Source organism: Lacticaseibacillus parakribbianus (assembly GCF_025490915.1).
Lineage (GTDB): Bacteria > Bacillota > Bacilli > Lactobacillales > Lactobacillaceae > Lacticaseibacillus > Lacticaseibacillus parakribbianus.
On record NZ_JANQBA010000006.1, the window covers coordinates 76,368 to 93,082 of the forward strand.

A 16,715-nucleotide genomic window follows, 5' to 3' on the forward strand; every position below is an offset into this window, starting at 1 on the left:
GCGCGGTGTGGCGAACCGCCTGGCCGCCGCGAACGCGACGACCGCCGCGACGCAACCGGCACCGACCCACCGGCGGCCCCGCCGCGGCGAGCACCGCCGCTGACCACGCGGCTGGACGACCAGGCGACCGCCGTGGCTCAGACCCCGGAGAGCTTGGTGACCGTCGCCAGGTCGGCGTAAAGCCCGCGGCCCAGGCTGCGGTCCGTCGGCTTGCCGATCGTCAAGCGCGGCACCTCGAGCTCGTCCAGCTTGGCCACCTGGCCAGCCTCCCACTGCTGCAGGCGCCACAGCGCGGTATCGACGCGAGCGATCAGGCCGCCGTAGCGAATGTCCATGACCTCCCAGCCGAACGGCGCGTTGAGCTCGAACCACACCGCCCGATGCGCGTCGCGCAGGTCGTGCAAGCGTTTAACTAACTCTGTCGATAAGTCTACTATAACGGGTTGCTGGTCCTTTTGTCCACTTTGATAGCTAGAGTTTATTTTCTCCATCAATGAAAGCTTTGCCACCAAGGCGTGAGCGAGGGCCCGGTAGAAGGTGAAAAGGCTCTCATCGGCCGGCGTCGGCACCACCGCGTCCAGCTGCGCCGCCAGTTCCTGGTAGTGGTCCAGCAGGTCGTACGGCGCCAAGTTGGCCGCCATCAACGGGTGCAACAGGTCCGAGTACAGCACGATTTTGCTCGGGTTGGTCGCGTCCGGGTTGCCGGCCGCAAGCTCCGGCAGCTGATCGAAGTCGTCGAGCAGCCAGTAATCCGCCGCGTTCTTGCCCTGGTAGGTGGCAAAGGCCGATGCCAGCGCCGCCGCATCCGGCGCCGCCTGGTGGTAGCACTGCTCGGCGAAGCTCTGCAGCCCCAAAGCCCCGGCGGTGAACGGCGTCTCGCCGCCGTCGTCGCCCCACATCGTGGCAAAAACGGTGTCGAGCCCCACGGCCTTGGCGGCGCTCATGCCGGCGGCCATCGTCTGCATCGTTTTGCCGTAATTCGGCGCCAGGCCGTTCCAGGTCCAGACGCCGGTGGCGAAGCTGACCGGCTGGCCCAGCGTCTGGTGGATGCGAAAGACCTGCTCGTAGTTAGCCTGGGAGTTGTTGTAGTAGTCCCAGTACATCAGGCCGACGTTGGGGATCTGCGCCTTGAGCTGATCGGAGAATTCGGTGGCCGGGTCGCCGTAGCCGTAACCGGCGGCGTTGAACCACATGTCGCTCCACATGATCGGCTCAAGCCCGAGGTCCGTGGTGATCGCGGTGACGCGCGACACGTGATCCAACATGATCTGGGTGCGGTCGACCCAGCCGTTGCGGTCGAGGTACTGGCCGCGGCCGAGCTCATGCGCCTCGTCCATGCCGATGTGAATCTTGCGGCTGCGGAACGGCGCCGAGGCGGCGGTGATGATGTTGCGCAAGAAGGTGTAGGTCGCCTCTTCCCCCACCAGCAAAATGCCATCGGTGTCGCGAATCGGGTTCATGAACGACCAGCGCATCGGGTTTTTCAGGTGGCCCAGCGTCTGGATGCAAGGAATCAGCTCGACGCCCAGCGCCGCGGCGTAATCGTCGGCTGCCTTCAGCTCCGCCTGGCTCAGCCGGCCGCGCTGGTGCCCCCAAAACGGGTACTCCGGCACTTCGTAAACGTCTTCCATGTAAAGCAGCGCGGCGTTGAGCCCCAGCCGCGCCGACAGGTTGATCAACCGGCGCAGGCCGGCCGGGCTCAGCGTGGCGTTGCGGGACATGTCGATCATGATGCCGGTGGTGTCAAACTGCGGGTGCTCGACCAAATCCAGGTCGCGGCCGGCTCGCACGGCGCTGGCCAGTGCCGTCAGGCCGCGGAAAAACGCCGCCGGGAACGGGTAGCCGATATGTGCGACGCCGCCGCGGTAGCTCACCACCAGGTCGTCGGCGTGGGTGACGGTGACCGCCACCGGCGCCTCGAGCTCGCCCAGCTGGCAGTCCTCAATCAGCGCCGTGACGCCTTGCTTCAGTTCCTCTGGTAGGGTCACAAAGTTTAATGTCATCAGTTTTCTCCCTCACTAGTCGTTAAGTGAATCACTTGATAAGGCCGCACCTCACGCAGGTGCAGCGTGACGCCGGCGGCCGTGACGCTCACGGCCTGGGCGGCGCCGGTTTCCACATCGGTGGCCAGCGGCGCGGTGGCGACGAACGTGGCGGCGTCGCGCGGCTCAGACGCCGCGGCGGCCTGCCCAGCCGGCCCGGCGCCTTTCGCTTCGTCCGATCCAGCCGAGCTGCCCGGACCCGCCGCGGTGGCGGCCGGGTGACCGGCGGCCTGGGCGGTGGCGGCTGGCCAGTAGCCGGCCGGCAGCGCGATGGTGGCCGCCCCAAGCACCGGGCTCGGGGCCACCGAGTAGGTCAGGCGGCCGGTTTTTTGAATCCAGTAGTTCAACACGTGCAGGTACAGGTCTCCGTTGGCGGCGCGTCGCACCTCGACTCGGGCGGTGCCGGGCAAGTCGGTGGCGACCACCAGTTCCGGCGCCAGCAGCGCCAGCGCGTCTTGGAAGAGGCTTGCCACCCAGTCCGGGGCGTAGTCGTAGTACAGCGTGAAGAGCGGGTGGGTGACGTACAGCGCCGGTTCGCCAGGCCGCCGGCACCCCGGCAACGCCAGAGCTTGGGGCGTGTTGGTGCGAGGTGAACGTCGTGCCTTCGCGGTTGAAGTAAGGAACGCGCGTCTCAAGCACCGGTTCGGCCCCGGCCGCCGCCACTGCGGCGCCGGTTTCGTACATCACGAACGGCTCCGCGACCAACTGGCGGCCCAGCACCGCGTTGGGCTGGATGAAGTCGCGCTGCCAAGGCGAGCGGCCGGCGTAGTCGACGCCGAACGCGCCGAGCTCGGCCGCGTGGTCGCAGCCCAAGACCTTGCCGCCGGCCGCGATGAAGGCCTTGATTTTGGCCGCCAAGCCCGTTGATTCGGCCGGCAGCACGTCTAGCACCACCAGCAGCCGGTAAGGCGTCCAGTCGCTGGTCGCATCGACGATGTCGAACTGCTGATGCGCCTGCTCCAAGAGCCGCACCGCGCCGGTCAAGGCCGAAGCGGCCCCGGCCGGGCTGGTCAACGCGCCTTCCGCCGTCAAAATCGCGATCGGTGCGACGGCCGTGGTCTGCGGCAGCCGCTCGCTCAGCGCCTTGAGCCGGCGATACACCGGCGCGATCAGCGCCTTGGTGCCGGCCAACAGCGCCCCGCTTGGCAGCAGCTGGTCGCCGATCGAGCACCCGGCGCCGAGCGACACCATCTGGAAGCACTCGAACTCAAGCGCCGCCGGCCGCTTGAGCGAGTGAAAATCACCCCAGTAGGTGTGAAACTTGCCCGTCATGCCCAAGTACGGCAGCCCGAGCGTCCGGGTGTATCGCGCCACGCGGCTGAAGTTGTCGTAGCCCCAGGCGCCGTTGGGCAGGCTTTCGATCTCAAGTTGCGTGTAGTCCGCAAGCGTCGCCTCCTGCCCCGGGCCGACGTGCGAGGCGTTGAAGAAAATGGTCGCGTGCGAAAGCTGCCGGCGAATCAAGGCCGCGACCTCATCCTTGAAGGCGGCCAAGACCGCCGCGCAATTTTGCCTGCAGGCCGCCGGGTCGTGCCAGTCCAGCCCGGCCGCTGCCATCGTCTCTTGGCAGCTCGGGCAGGCGCAAGGCACCACGTTGACGATGTCAAAGAACAGCCCGTCGACGTTGGCCGGCCCGACCGATTGGATGATGTCTGCGATGTGGGCGAGCAGGTAATCGCGGTACGGCGTGTTCAAGCACAGGCTGTCGTAAAAATTAGGCGCCGGCACGTCTTGGGTGTTGATCACCCGCCCGTCGGCATCGCGGCACAGCCACTCGGGATGCGCCAAGGCGGTGCGGTGGTCCCACTGCACGGTGGTGTAGATCGGGGCCCGGATGCCGCGCTCGTGCAGCGCCGCGATCTGCTGCTCGAGCAGGTCCGGCACGACGCTGGTCGGGTGCATCGCCCCAGGCTCTGCCTGCGAGCGAAAAAACAGGTAGCCGTGGTGGTCACGCGCGAACACGGTCACGCTGGTCGCGGCCAGGTCGCGGTAGTAATCGCCAAACGCCGCCGCGTCAAAGGCGGCGGCGACTTGGGGAATGTCCGGGCTGGTGTGAAAGTCGAGGTGGATCTGGCGTTCAATCATCGAAGTCCTCCGTGGAATCGTGGTGGCGCCGGCTGGCGGCGCTTGGGGCGGTGGTGCGGGTCGAAGAAGGCCACTTTCAGTCGGCCATTCGGACGGGTCGGTCACTGGCGGCTCAACTGGCCGGAATCACGTTGACCAGCACACTTTTTTGGATGTACCAGCGGCCGCCTTGGCGAACGAACTCGACCGTGTTCTCCAGCACCTGGGTCTTGGCCGGGTGCTTGGTCACCTGCTTCAAAGACACCTTCGCCACGACGCCGGTCGCCGTGACCTTTTGCACCTTGAAGGACTGCAGGGTTACGCGGGTGCCTTGGCTCAGGCTGGTCCCCAGCTTCGCCTCGGTGGCCGCTCGCTTAGCCGGCGGCACCGTGGCCAGGTAGGCGGCCTGGTCGCCGGCGTTGATCGCCGCCACGTTTTGGCGGTACGTGGTTTGGGCGGCGCGTTCGGCGCTTTGGGCCCCGCTTGCCGACACGTCATCGGCCACAATCTTGCGGTCGACCAGGAAAAAGGCAACGGCGGCGGCGACCATCACCAAGGCAACGGATGTGAGCAGCAATTTTAAGAAGCGGCGCATCGACAGGACCTCCTTTTAGGCTTGGCGGTTGAACACGTCTGCGGCGGCCTGGACCAGCGTTCCCGACAGGTCCAGCGAGTACTCCCAAAACATCAGGCCGCACAGCCCATGGGCGACGGCGTATTCGGCCTTGGCCGCCATCGACCGGGCGTCATCATAGGAAGAGAAGCGGTCGCCGTCGCAGTAGTACGGCGCCTTGGCTTCGTCATCCCAATGTACATTGGCCGGATGCTCAGCCAACAGCAGCTTGAGCTCGTTGTAGTTGGTGGTGTGGGTGCCAAGCGTGGCGGTCGGCTGGCCCAGCGGTGCGGCCTTGGCCGAGACCTCGAACCAGTCGCGGGAGTAAAAGGCCGAGCCGATGACGATTTTGGCGGCCGGCACCCCGACGGCCAGCAGCTTGTTGACCGCCTGCTGGGCGCTTAAGTTGCCGTTGGCCGCGGTGTAGCCGAGCAGGTTGGTGTGGTGCGACGCCAGCTTCGTCCAGCTGCCGCGCATGTCGTAGGTCATCACGTTGAGGTAATCGAGGTACTGGACGTATTCGTGCTTGTCGTCCGGGCTCATGGTGGCCAAAAGCGGCTCGGCCGCCCCAATGGCCGCGGTCAGCCGGTAATAGCGGCCATCCGCCGCCCCGGCGGCGTCCAAGGCGGCCCGGGCCCCCTTGACGAATGCGAGGAAGTTGGCCGCGTCTTCCGGCCGCGCGACGATGCCGGCGGTGTCCATGCCCGGGTACTCCCAGTCCAGGTCGACGCCGTCGAAGTCGTAGCGGCGCATGTATTCAATGATGTTTTGGGTGAAAACGGCCCGGTTGGCGGCCGTCGCCACCGCGTCGGAAAAGCCATCCGCGGTCCAGCCACCGATTGAGATGCAGGTCTTCAGGTTCGGGTACTTGGGTTTTTCGGCGTTGATCAGGTCAATTCTTTGCAGCTCGCGGGTCAGCTTCAGTCCGTCGATTTTGGCGAAGGCGTAGTTGATGCAGGACAGGTCGGCGAGGCGCAGATCGGCCACCGTCCAGGGCTTGCCGTCGTCGAGGTAGGCCATCAGTGTCGGCATATTGTCACTCCGTTCTTTCTATGATTAGCGTAATCGCTTACAAGTTTCACTATACCCAGCAGACCCTTGGGGGACAAGGAAACCGCAAGAACAACATAGCCGAAAAATCCACATATTGTAAGCGGTTTATTTCCCGGGTTATGCTGAATTTCGAAAGGGGGACGCAACATGACAGAACCTACCACGGCCCGTGAGGACATTGAAACCGCCAAGGCCGCCGGCTGGACCACGCAGGATTTCGCGCAATTTCCCGAATATCCGACGCTGGTCAAGCAGTGGCGGTGGTTCCAAGATCAAAAGATCGGGCTGTTGATGCACTGGGGCGTGTACAGCCAGGCCGGGATCGTCGAATCCTGGCAGCTGTCCGACGAGGACACCTGGGCCCGGGGCAAGCACCCGTTCCGCCCGAACATGCATCAGCTCAAAAAAGACTACTGGGGGCTGGCCAAGCAGTTCAACCCGCAGCATTACGACCCAACGGCCTGGGCGAAGATTTTCAAGGCCGCCGGCATCCGCTACACCATTTTGACCACCAAGCACCACGACGGCTTCAACCTATTCAATACGCAGTACAGCGATTATAAAACGGCCGCCGATCTGGTCGGCCCTTACGCTGACGCCATGCGCCAGGCCGGCATCGTGCCCGGCGTCTACTACTCCAAGGCCGACTGGCACCACCCCGACTACTGGCGCCCGGATGGCCAGCCCAAGAGCCGCCACGCCGATTACCTGCCGGCAGACGATCCCGAACGCTGGGGCCGCTTCACCGATTTTGTCCACAAGCAGCTACTTGAGCTGGCCACCAACTACGGGCCGCTCGGGATGCTGTGGCTGGACGCCGGCTGGGTCAACGGCGAGCGCGAGCCGCTCGGATTCGACGAGCTGATGCCCGAGATTCGCCAGGCCCAACCGGACATGCTGGTGGTCGATCGCACCATGGGCGGCCGCTACGAGAACTACGTGACCCCGGAGCGGCAGATTCCGACGCTGGCCGACCGGCCGCGCCTGCCTTGGGAAAGCAACATCCCCCTGAGTAACGACTGGGGTTATGTCCCCCACGCCGATTACAAAAACAGCCGCACCGTCATCCAAGACGTGCTGCAGGTCGTCACCCTCGGCGGCAACATCGTCTTGGGCATCGGCCCCAAGCCCGACGGCACCCTGCCGAAGGTCGGCGTCAAGCTGCTCTTGCAGCTCGGCGGCTGGCTGAACCTCAACGGCCAGGGCATCTACAACACCCGCGCCGCAAGCGCCGACTTGATTCAACGGGCGGCAGACCTCAAGTACTTCATCACCGAAGGCGCGACGCACTACTACCTGTTCCCTAAGGCCAAGGTGCCGAGTGCCGCTATCGACTTGAAGGCGCTGGGCCTGGCCGATGCCGTGACGACGGCCAGCCTGCTCGGCACCAACACCCCGCTGACCCGCGACGGTGACCTGGTCAAGCTGCCGGGCGGCCTGCGTCAGCGGCTGCTGCCGGGCATCGCCCTGGCCAAGCGGCCCGAGTAGCCTCACCCGCACGGTTTTTCGCCACTCGGACCGCAAGACCGGCGCCGAACGTCACGCGCCACTAACTGGCCCTGCAACGCAGGCGTAGCTGTGCTGGGTCCCATACGCACAACACGTCCTGCAGCTAGCATTAACGCGGTGTAAGGCGTCATCCACCTTGTCGGGCGGAGGCCTGGCCAAGCGGCTGCTGGAGACGGAGAACCGGGGCGAGCCAGCGTGAAATTGCTGTTAGGCGGCCGCCCTTGCCGGCTTACAGCAAGGGCGGGTCTGGAGACCGGCACGGGCTCCAGGGAGCCCCACGCGTTCCGCCGCCCCGGCTCGGAGGCGGAAACAGCTGCTTGTCCGGGCCGGAGCCCGAATCCACAACGATCACCTGATGACCCTACCCGCTAAGTAAATGCTTTTATACTCTCTACAAAGGAGTTGATTCTATGGCCGCCATGCAACCGGCTACTACGCTTGCCATTCCAGAGGCCAAGCGGAAGAAACGAACACGTCAGTTTTTTTCACTCAAGCGACTGCAGGAGAACTGGCAGCTTTACGTGCTGATCCTGCCGGCGTTTCTCTGCCTGCTGATTTTCTCATACGTCCCGATGTACGGGGTTTTGATCGCCTTCAAGGACTACATGCCGTCCTTGGGCATCTGGAACTCCCCGTGGGTGGGCATGAAGTACTTCAACCAGTTCTTCAATTCCTACTACTTCTGGGACCTGATGCGCAACACCCTGGGTATCCAGGTTTACGGCCTGATTTTGGGCTTCCCGCTGCCGATCATCTTGGCCCTGGCGCTTAACGAGATGAAGGACGGTTTTTGGAAGAAGTTCAGCCAAACCGTCACCTACGCACCGAACTTCATCTCCGTCGTTGTCATGGGCGGGATGCTGGTCGCCTTCTTGGACCCATCGACCGGGATTATCAACCACGCCCTCGGCCTGTTCGGGGTCAAGCCGATCGCCTTCATGAGCGATCCGCGCTGGTTCAAAACGGTCTACGTGCTGAGCAGCGTCTGGCAAGGCACCGGCTGGGGGTCCGTCATCTACCTGGCCGCCTTGGCCGGGGTTGACCCATCGCTTCACGAAGCCGCGATCGTCGACGGCGCCACCCGCCTGCAGCGCGTCTGGCACATCAACCTGCCGTCGATTGTGCCGACCATGGTCATCTTGTTGATCATGAACGTCGGGAGCCTTTTCTCCATGGGTTACGAAAAGGTCCTGCTGCTGCAAAACCCGCTGAACATGTCGAGCTCCAACGTGATTGCAACCTTCGTCTACCAGCAGGGGCTGATCAACGGGGCTTACAGCTACGCGGCGGCCGTCGGGCTGTTCAACTCGCTGATCAACGCGATCTTGCTGATTGTCGTCAACAACATCGCCCGCAAAGTCTCCGAGACAAGTCTGTGGTAAAGGAGGGGTAATATGAACACAACACTGATCAAAGACACCAAGGCCGATCGCATCTTCAAGTACTTCCTTTACCTCTTCATCCTGCTGGCGGTTTTGATCGTCATCTACCCGCTGATCTACATCATCAGCGCGTCGGTCTCCGACCCGACCGCGGTGAACTCCGGGGCCATGTGGCTGTGGCCCAAGGGCTTCTCGCTTGAAGGCTACGAAGTGATTCTGAAGTACAAGGACATCTGGCGTGGCTACGGCATGACCATCTTCTACACGGTCGCCGGCACGGCCATCAGCCTCTTCATGACGCTGCCTTGCGCCTACGCGATTTCCCGCCCGGACTTTTCGGGTAAAAAATGGTTCACCACCTTCATGCTGGTGACGATGTTCCTGAACGGCGGCCTGATTCCAAGCTACTTGCTGATCAAGTCGATGGGCATGCTCAACACCGTCTGGGCGATTCTGCTGCCCGGCGCCGTGTCCGTCTACAACATCGTCGTAACCCGCGCGTTCTTCCAGTCCAACGTGCCCTGGGAGATGCAAGAGGCCGCCAAGATCGACGGCGCGTCCGACTTCCAGATCTTCTTCCGCATCGTGCTGCCGCTGTCGGCACCGATCATCGCGGTGATGGCGCTGTTTTACGGCGTCGGCATCTGGAACAGCTACTTCAGCTCCCTGGTTTACCTGCAAAACAAGGCTTTGTACCCATTGCAGATGGTGCTGCGCCAGATCTTGGTGCTGCAAGACATCCAGCAAGGCGCCGCGACCGGCTCGGCCGTGACCGCCAGTGCCGCAGAGGCCATGGAACGCAAGGCCGAACTCGCCGCCATCATCAAGTACGGCGTCATGATCGTGTCATCACTGCCGGTCATCCTGGTTTACCCCTTCCTGCAACGCTTCTTCGTCAAAGGGGTTCTGATCGGTTCCTTGAAGGGTTAAACACCGCCGCCTCAATTAGGGTGAGGCCCCGGCTTTAAAAAATTTTAGGGTAAGAATCGAAAGGAGTATTGCTATGAAACTGTCCAAAGCTATCCAACTCGCTGGCATCACCGCGATGTCGCTGCTCGCACTCGCCGCTTGCGGCGGCAAGTCCGGGTCCGACACCGGCAAGAAGTCCAGCGACATCAAGGTGACCACCAAGGGCTTCCCAATCGTCAAAAAGGGTGTGACCATGACCCTGATGGCCCCGAACGTCGCCGGTAACGCCGAGTACAAGGACATGCCGACCTTGCAGAAGTACGCCAAAATGACTGGCATCAAGCTCAAGTACAACACCCCATCGAGTTCCGACTACGGCACCAAGCTGAACCTGGCCTTCGCTTCTCAAGACCTGCCGGACATGATCTACGGCTCCGGGACCTCGACGTTCACCACCGCCAACGAAATCACTTACGGCAAGCAGGGCCTGATCGTGCCACTGGAGAAGCTCCTGCCAAAATACGCACCGAACTTCTACAAGCTGATGAAGGCCGACCCGAACATTGAAAAGTCCATCACCACCCCGGACGGCCACATCTACTCCCTGCCGATGCTGCAGCGTGGCGACACCTCCAACTGGTACCTTGGCCCTATGTGGTACAACGGCACGTGGCTGAAGAAGCTCGGCGTCACCGAGCTGCCGAAGACCGCAGACGAGTTCTACGCCCTGCTCAAGCGCTTCAAGACCGAAGATCCGAACGGCAACGGCAAGGCGGATGAAATTCCGTACTCCGACATGAAGGACTTCTGGAGCCGCACCTGGCTGATGTCGACCTTCGGCATGCTGTCCAACGACGTGCAAAACAACGGCGACAAGGTGGTTTACAACCCGATCACCAATAACTACAAGGCTTACCTGACCTTCTTCAACAAGCTGTACAAGGAAGGGCTGCTCGACAAGAACACCTTCACCCAGTCCGGCGACGCCAAGAAGGCCAAGATGGACAAGGGCCTGGTCGGCTTCACCCAGGATTACGCCCCGGGCTTCAACGGTGAAACCACCGCGGCCCAAAAGGCTACCAACCCGATGTGGCAGCCGCTGACCAGCTCCGTTTCCAAAAAGGCGATCATCCCTGGTAACCCCCGAATCAACCGCGGCTGCTTCGTGATCACCAAGGCCTGCCCATCGCCTGAAGCGGCGCTGCGTTGGGTCGACTACCTCTACACCGTCAAGGGTCAAAACTTCATGAACCAAGGCCCTGAAGGCGTGATGTGGCACTACGAGAAGACCGCCGACGGCAACGAGGCCAAGGTCTTCAACAAGGGCATCGACTCCTCCAACTCCGAAGACTTCCGCTCCAAGATCACCCCGAACTACGGCATCACCTCCCCTGGCCTGAGCGGCGAGCTCTCCAAGGACCCTTACCAAAACACCATTTTGGAAAAGAAGACCGACGACCCAACCGGCGACGTTTACGCTAAGTTCGCCGTGTCCGAAACCCAAAAGAAGATCGACCCGTACGTTCGCGTTCCTTACCCACTGGTATACCTGACCAACGCGGAACAAGACGAAGTGTCCCCGATCGCCAACGACCTGAAGACCTTCGTTCAGCAAAGCGAAGCCAAGTTCATCACCGGTGTGACCCCACTGTCCGAATGGGATAACTACGTGAAGACCATCAAGGGCATGAACGTCGACAAGTACGTCAAGGTTTACCAAGACGCCTACGACCGCTGGAACAACGCGAAGTAAGCGCCAGAACTACGCAGGCGGTGTCACCCCCTCATTGCGAGGGCGGTGGCACCGCCTGTTTGCTTTTCACGTCTCCAAGCCCAGCACTCAGCGAAACGTCCGCTTAATGCGCCGCGTCGCAAGCGGTCCCGGGTCGTCCGGCGTGATGGGTGCCGCCAGCGCCTGCCGCCGAGCGGCCGGGCTTGGCAGCAATGCCAGCAGACGCGCGAATGCCTGCGCCTCACCGGCAGAGTCGGTGGCCTGATAATAGCGCATCAGCGCAATCATGAACTCGGCACGGTCCAGGTCGTTAATCGGCAGCAGCAGATAATCGCCGCTAGTCAGCGTGTTGTAGGCCGCATTGGCCGCGATTAGCGCCGTTCGCTTGTTGCCGTCTTGGCAGGGCTGAAGCTTGGCGAGTCGTGCGAACACCCGCCAAGCTTCAGCCTCCGCCTTCGCGGAATCGCGGTACTGTCCCACAATCGTCTCAAGATCTGCCTGCGTCACCACATCCGGCGGAAAATACGCCGCCTTGCCATGCGCGTCCAGCAGAATCGCGGTTTTGTCGTCCGGATTATAATAGGCATTCCGCAAATGCCCCGGCATCGCTGACTCCTCGGGCGAGGGCGAATCGAACGCCCGGTTGATGGCGATGATCCCGGCCGCGCTGAAACCGGTGACCTCAACCGCGGCGATGCCCTTGAGTGCATCCGTGAAAATCGCCACGTCTGAATTATCCTGGCGAAGCGGCGCCGGCGACTGCCGATCAAGCGCCAACTTGGTCTGATAAACTGTGCTGCCGTAGCCGTTCAAGGTTCCCAGTGAGGCGATGAATCTCGCCAGCGCCGTGTTCGTCATCGCAAATCACCCTTTCGCGTATTTGATTAACGTCATCGTAACCGATGCGAGGCGGCGGTGTAAGCCAGCCGCCTGGCGGTCCAAAAAGCGCGTCGCCATCGCGGCGCCGCGCTTTTGCATCAGTCCTGCTTCAGCTCGCTCAGGTCGTTGGCCTGGCTGAAGTCGATGTAGATGGCCTTGGGGTTGTCCTTGACGATCAGGATGTAGCCGTGGCCGAGAAAGGCGTCCTTGTCGCCAACGTAGGTGATGGGGAACTCCTGAGCCGGCGCCAGGTTGCCCTGGATCAGCAGCGCGTAGAGTTCATCGTCGGAGTAGTCATCCGAAAAGGCGATGGCAACCGGCGCCGTCACCAGCTGGTCGGCCTTGTTCATCAGCTTGATCACCTCGAAGAGCTGATCGGTCACGGCCGTCGGGAACACCTTGGCCACCGTCGGGCTGACGTGGGTCTTTTTGCTTGCGTCGTACATACGTACCTCCAATGAATTGTAATGTAATTAACTTACCACAAGTAAGCCGGCGTTGCACGTCAGGCCAGCGCCGCGGTGAGCCGCCGGAACTCGGCCGCCAGCGGCCGGTAAATCGCAACGGCCTCGGGATTCGGCACGAAGCGGTGCGTGGCGGCGGTTGGCAGCGCCTGCCCCAGCGGTAGCCGGTCCAGCGCCTGGGCCCCAAGCACCGCCGCCCCCAGCGCCGAGCTTTCGACGCTGGCTGGCACCGTCACCGCGCAGCCGGTGATGTCGGCCAGCATCTGGCACCACAGCGGGCTTTTGGCGAAGCCGCCGGCCGCCGCCAGCGTCGTCACCGGCCCGGCCAGCGGCGTCAGCAGCGCCAGCACCGCGGCGAGGTTGAAAATCACGCCCTCCATGCCGGCGCGAACCAGGTCGGCGGTCGTGTGGGTCGTCGTCAGTCCCACGAAGCTGCCGGTCGCCGCGGCGTTCCACAGCGGGGCCCGTTCCCCCGCCAGGTAGGGCAAAAAAAGCAGGTCGTGGCTGCCGGCCGGTGCCGTGGCGGCCAGCGCCGTCAACTCGGTCAGCGTCAGCTGCGGCGCCAGCGTCCGGTTCAGCCACTGCAGCACGTTGCCGCCGTTGTTGACCGGGCCACCGATCACCCACTGCCGCGGCCCCAGGTAGTAGGTGAACAGCCGCCCGGCGGGATCAAGCGCCAGCTTGGGCGCCACCACCCGCACCGCGCCAGAGGTGCCGATGGTCACGGCGTATTGCCCGGGGGCCACCGCCCCGAGCCCGAGGTTGCTCAGTGGGCCATCGGACGACCCGGCAATCACCGGGGTGGCCGGGGCCAGCCCCAGTGACTCGGCCACGGCAGGCAAAAGCGGCCCGACCGCCGCGGTCGGCTCGCACAACGCCGGCAGCTGGCCCCGGGTGACCCCGGCCAGCGCCAGCAGGTCGGCGGCCCAGTCGCCGGTGGCCGGATCGTACAGCCCCGTGGCGTTGGCCAGCGAGCGATCCACCACCAAGCGGCCGCACAGCGCCTGCAAGACGAAGGCCTTGATGCCGACGACTTGCGCCGCCTGCTGCACCAGGCCGGGACGCGTCTGGTTCAGCCAGATCAGCTTGGCCAAGGGGCTCATCGGGTGAATCGGCACCCCGGTTTGGCGCAGCCGGGCCGCCGTGGTCGCCGCTTTGGCCAGGGCCGCGGCGACCGCGGCGGCACGGTTATCCGCCCAGGTCATCATCGCCGTGAGCGGCTGGCCGGCCGCGTCCAGCAGCATCAGGCTGTGCATCGCGGCGGAAAAGCTGATGGCCGCGACGTTTTGGCCGCCGACTTGGGCCACCACCTGGGCCAACCCGGCTCGCACCGCCGCCAGAATCAGCCGCGGATCCTGCTCCGCGGCGCCTGGCACCGGCCGTTCCAGCGGGTAGCCGCCGCCGGCCTGGGCCTGCACTGTGCCGTCCGGGGCAAAGGCCACCACCTTGGTGCTGGTCGTGCCGATGTCAACGCCGATAATCACGCTCATGTTGTCGCTCCATTCCGTTATCTTGCTACGTGACGCCTCAAAATCAGGGTCAAAACCGCTCGCCGCCGACCGTGCAAGACCGTTACGGCTCCGCCGGGTCGCGCGTCGCCGAGTGGTCGGGCAGTTTTCCCCCGGGTTACGCGCCACCGTAGCACTTCTCCCCAGTTGCGCGTCGCCGGGTGGCCCCCGGGTTGCGCATCACCGCCGGGTTTTGGCGATCGTGCCGCGAATCGCGTCCAGCACCTTGGCGGAGTCCGTGTCCGTGGCGCTGGCCGCCAGCACGAACAGCGTGTCCATCAAAGACAGCTGCGCGATCAGCGCATGCATCGCCTCGGCGCGGTACTCGGTTTCCTCCGCCACCGCGACCAGCAGGCAGTCGGCCTTGGCCGCCAGCGGCGACCGGGCGTCGCCGGTGATTACAATCAGCGGCACCTGGTTGTGCTGCAGCGTCTCGGCCAGGGCCAAGGCATCCAGGTCGATGCCGGTGTGAGAAATCACCAGCGCCGCGTCTTGCTCGCCCAGACGCGTGGCCGCCATCAGCTGCATGTGGTAATCCATCGTGTAGGCCACGTCAATCGGCGTTCGCAGGAACTTGTGGTAGCCGTCAAGCGCGACCAGGTTCGACGCCCCCAGCCCGAACAGCCCGAGCGTCTTCGCACCGGTGATCAGGCCGGTCGCCTGCTCCAGCGTCGCCGCGTCCAGGCGGTCGGCCGTGGCGGCCAGCGCGGTCTGGTTCAGCGCGAACAGTTTTTTCGCCACGGCAAGCGGCGCGTCGCTGGCGTCGAGCTCCTCAAACAGCGGGAGGTGAGCCGGCGCCTGGGCCAAGGCGACCCGCAGCGCCTGAAAATTGGCGAGCCCCAGCGCCTTGGCGAAGCGCGACAGCGTGGCGGTGCTGACGCCGGTCACCTGGGCCAGCGCCGAGATCGACATCGTGCTGGCCGCCGCGGCGTGTTGCACCAGGTAGTCGCCCAACCCCTGCTCCTTTTGGCTCAGGTGCGGGCGATTGGCCTGCAGCAGTGCGTTGAAATCCGGCATCGTAATCCCTCCAGTCGAGACTAGTATACCAGACCCGCCTTGAGAAAAATATTTACATCAGATTCGATTGATTTTTGTAACAAATTTACATACACTTAAGGCATCAACCAAGGAGGCTTCTCACACAATGAAAATCGGCATGATCGGCTTAGGCAAAATGGGATTGAACCTGGTCAAAAACCTCAGGGACCACGGCATCGACGTCGCCGCCAACGACTTGAGCGCGGCCGCTCGCGAGGACGCGGCCTTGGCCGGCGCCACCGCCTGCGCCGACCTCGAGGCGCTCAAAGCGGCGCTGCCTGCCCCGCGCATCGTCTGGGTGATGGTACCGGCCGGCAAGCCGACCGACGCGACGATCGCCAGCCTCGCCACGCTGCTGGACCCCGAAGACATCGTGATCGACGGCGGCAACTCCTTTTACCAAGACTCGCTGCGCCACGCCGCGCTACTCTTGGAACAGGGCATCCACTTCTTCGACGTCGGGACCTCCGGCGGCATGGCCGGGGCCCGGGCCGATGGCAACTTCATGATCGGTGGTGACGCGGCGACCTTCAAGACCATCGAGCCGATTTTTGCGGCCATCGCGCAGACCGACGGCTACCTCTACGTCGGCCCCGCCGGATCCGGTCACTACCTCAAAATGGTTCACAACGGCATCGAATACGGCATGATGCAGGCGATCGGCGAGGGCTTCGACGTGCTGGCCAATGGTCCGTTCGACTACGACAACGCCGCCGTCGCCAAGATGTGGAACCACGGCAGCGTGATTCGCGGCTGGCTGATGGAGCTGGCCGAATCCGCCTTTTCTAAGGACGCCGACCTGACCCAGATCAAGGGCGTGATGCACTCCAGCGGCGAAGGCGCCTGGACCGTCACCGAGGCCCAGCGCCTCCACGTGCCGACGCCGGTGATCTCAAGCGCCCTGATGATGCGCTACCGCTCGGAGCAAGACGACACCATGACCGGCAAAGTGGTCGCGGCGCTGCGCAACGAGTTCGGCGGCCACGCCGTCGACCAGAAGTAGGTCGCACCAAAAAGCAGACCGCGCTGAAAATTGGTCGACCGGAAGCAGTCTGCACCGGACAGTCGCCATGCGAGAAGCTGGCCACACCAGAAGCGACCACACAAGAACCGGCCACACCAAAAAATCGCTCGCACAAAAAAGTCACTGAACACAAGAAATTCACTCACCCCAAACAGTCTCCCACACCAAAAAAACGGCAGCCTCCCCGCGTTGGGAGGCTGCCGTTTGGCGTTGGACGCACAAAGGCACTGCGGGCGAGCCCACAGTGTCTCGGTTGAAAGCTGGCTTGCGCCGAGCGCGGAACGGCGGTGGTCCGCTCAGCAAAGACCACCACGCTTGAGGGGTGTTGCATACCTGTATCGGACCGGGACCCGCCCCGTTTTCTGGACTCAAACCAGTTAAGCTGTTTTCATTTACGCGAATTTCTTCGTCGCTAGACACTCACGCCGCGGACGTGGTCGACATAGGTCGACGTTCATCAGATGAGAATGAGGAAAACAGGCGGGTCCCGCGTGCTGCGCG

The 16,715-nt window shown here is 63.4% G+C and carries 13 protein-coding genes; 5 read left to right on the forward strand and 8 right to left on the reverse strand.

Going from position 1 to position 16,715, the window contains the following annotated elements; translation table 11 throughout:
- Positions 1-137: 137 nt before the first annotated feature.
- From NUH19_RS06825 to NUH19_RS06840, 4 genes are all read right to left on the reverse strand, one after another.
- On the reverse strand, positions 138-2,003 hold the full coding sequence (locus NUH19_RS06825; protein WP_262315800.1) for a beta-N-acetylhexosaminidase: 1,866 nt from the start codon (positions 2,001-2,003) through the stop codon (positions 138-140).
- A gap of 165 nt (positions 2,004-2,168) precedes the next feature.
- Positions 2,169-4,124 carry an alpha-amylase family protein gene (locus tag NUH19_RS06830; RefSeq protein ID WP_262315801.1) on the reverse strand — a complete coding sequence of 652 codons (1,956 nt, stop codon included), beginning with the start codon at positions 4,122-4,124 and terminating at the stop codon, positions 2,169-2,171.
- Positions 4,125-4,236: 112 nt separating this feature from the next.
- On the reverse strand, positions 4,237-4,698 hold the full coding sequence (locus tag NUH19_RS06835; RefSeq protein WP_262315802.1) for a hypothetical protein: 462 nt from the start codon (positions 4,696-4,698) through the stop codon (positions 4,237-4,239).
- A 15-nt stretch (positions 4,699-4,713) separates the two neighbouring features.
- Entirely contained in the window at positions 4,714-5,748 is a 1,035-nt protein-coding gene (locus tag NUH19_RS06840; RefSeq protein WP_262315803.1) for a glycoside hydrolase family 18 protein, read from the reverse strand.
- A gap of 168 nt (positions 5,749-5,916) precedes the next feature.
- Between NUH19_RS06840 and NUH19_RS06845 the strand changes: the two genes are divergently transcribed.
- The 4 genes from NUH19_RS06845 to NUH19_RS06860 all read left to right on the forward strand — a co-directional run bounded on the left by NUH19_RS06845 (position 5,917) and on the right by NUH19_RS06860 (position 11,322).
- Positions 5,917-7,257 carry an alpha-L-fucosidase gene (locus NUH19_RS06845; RefSeq protein WP_262315804.1) on the forward strand — a complete coding sequence of 447 codons (1,341 nt, stop codon included), beginning with the start codon at positions 5,917-5,919 and terminating at the stop codon, positions 7,255-7,257.
- Positions 7,258-7,688: 431 nt separating this feature from the next.
- Positions 7,689-8,660 carry an ABC transporter permease gene (locus NUH19_RS06850; protein ID WP_262315805.1) on the forward strand — a complete coding sequence of 324 codons (972 nt, stop codon included), beginning with the start codon at positions 7,689-7,691 and terminating at the stop codon, positions 8,658-8,660.
- A 12-nt stretch (positions 8,661-8,672) separates the two neighbouring features.
- A complete protein-coding gene (locus tag NUH19_RS06855; RefSeq protein WP_262315806.1) occupies positions 8,673-9,590 on the forward strand; it encodes a carbohydrate ABC transporter permease in 918 nt (305 codons plus the stop codon).
- A gap of 73 nt (positions 9,591-9,663) precedes the next feature.
- Positions 9,664-11,322 carry an extracellular solute-binding protein gene (locus NUH19_RS06860; protein WP_262315807.1) on the forward strand — a complete coding sequence of 553 codons (1,659 nt, stop codon included), beginning with the start codon at positions 9,664-9,666 and terminating at the stop codon, positions 11,320-11,322.
- Positions 11,323-11,409: 87 nt separating this feature from the next.
- On the opposite strand, the gene NUH19_RS06865 is transcribed toward NUH19_RS06860, so the two are convergent.
- The 4 genes from NUH19_RS06865 to NUH19_RS06880 form a co-directional block, all read right to left on the reverse strand.
- Positions 11,410-12,159, reverse strand: a complete 750-nt coding sequence (locus NUH19_RS06865; RefSeq protein ID WP_262315808.1) for a Fic family protein — start codon at positions 12,157-12,159, stop codon at positions 11,410-11,412.
- Positions 12,160-12,278: 119 nt separating this feature from the next.
- Complete coding sequence (locus tag NUH19_RS06870; RefSeq protein WP_262315809.1) at positions 12,279-12,626, reverse strand: hypothetical protein; 348 nt, start codon at positions 12,624-12,626, stop codon at positions 12,279-12,281.
- Positions 12,627-12,685: 59 nt separating this feature from the next.
- On the reverse strand, positions 12,686-14,134 hold the full coding sequence (locus NUH19_RS06875) for a gluconokinase (protein ID WP_262315810.1): 1,449 nt from the start codon (positions 14,132-14,134) through the stop codon (positions 12,686-12,688).
- Between the two features lie 198 nt (positions 14,135-14,332).
- Positions 14,333-15,169 carry a MurR/RpiR family transcriptional regulator gene (locus tag NUH19_RS06880; protein WP_262315811.1) on the reverse strand — a complete coding sequence of 279 codons (837 nt, stop codon included), beginning with the start codon at positions 15,167-15,169 and terminating at the stop codon, positions 14,333-14,335.
- A gap of 127 nt (positions 15,170-15,296) precedes the next feature.
- On the opposite strand from NUH19_RS06880, the gene gnd reads away from it, so the two are divergent.
- Positions 15,297-16,193 carry a phosphogluconate dehydrogenase (NAD(+)-dependent, decarboxylating) gene (gnd, locus tag NUH19_RS06885; protein WP_262315812.1) on the forward strand — a complete coding sequence of 299 codons (897 nt, stop codon included), beginning with the start codon at positions 15,297-15,299 and terminating at the stop codon, positions 16,191-16,193.
- Positions 16,194-16,715: the final 522 nt, after the last annotated feature.

What these genes read in the sequence shown, in the direction of transcription:
- NUH19_RS06825 (WP_262315800.1), bottom strand. Translation starts at nt 2,003, where the DNA reads ATGACATTAAACTTTGTGACCCTACCAGAGGAACTGAAGCAAGGCGTC.
- NUH19_RS06830 (WP_262315801.1), bottom strand. Translation starts at nt 4,124, where the DNA reads ATGATTGAACGCCAGATCCACCTCGACTTTCACACCAGCCCGGACATT.
- NUH19_RS06835 (WP_262315802.1), bottom strand. Translation starts at nt 4,698, where the DNA reads ATGCGCCGCTTCTTAAAATTGCTGCTCACATCCGTTGCCTTGGTGATG.
- NUH19_RS06840 (WP_262315803.1), bottom strand. Translation starts at nt 5,748, where the DNA reads ATGCCGACACTGATGGCCTACCTCGACGACGGCAAGCCCTGGACGGTG.
- NUH19_RS06845 (WP_262315804.1), top strand. Translation starts at nt 5,917, where the DNA reads ATGACAGAACCTACCACGGCCCGTGAGGACATTGAAACCGCCAAGGCC.
- NUH19_RS06850 (WP_262315805.1), top strand. Translation starts at nt 7,689, where the DNA reads ATGGCCGCCATGCAACCGGCTACTACGCTTGCCATTCCAGAGGCCAAG.
- NUH19_RS06855 (WP_262315806.1), top strand. Translation starts at nt 8,673, where the DNA reads ATGAACACAACACTGATCAAAGACACCAAGGCCGATCGCATCTTCAAG.
- NUH19_RS06860 (WP_262315807.1), top strand. Translation starts at nt 9,664, where the DNA reads ATGAAACTGTCCAAAGCTATCCAACTCGCTGGCATCACCGCGATGTCG.
- NUH19_RS06865 (WP_262315808.1), bottom strand. Translation starts at nt 12,159, where the DNA reads ATGACGAACACGGCGCTGGCGAGATTCATCGCCTCACTGGGAACCTTG.
- NUH19_RS06870 (WP_262315809.1), bottom strand. Translation starts at nt 12,626, where the DNA reads ATGTACGACGCAAGCAAAAAGACCCACGTCAGCCCGACGGTGGCCAAG.
- NUH19_RS06875 (WP_262315810.1), bottom strand. Translation starts at nt 14,134, where the DNA reads ATGAGCGTGATTATCGGCGTTGACATCGGCACGACCAGCACCAAGGTG.
- NUH19_RS06880 (WP_262315811.1), bottom strand. Translation starts at nt 15,169, where the DNA reads ATGCCGGATTTCAACGCACTGCTGCAGGCCAATCGCCCGCACCTGAGC.
- gnd (WP_262315812.1), top strand. Translation starts at nt 15,297, where the DNA reads ATGAAAATCGGCATGATCGGCTTAGGCAAAATGGGATTGAACCTGGTC.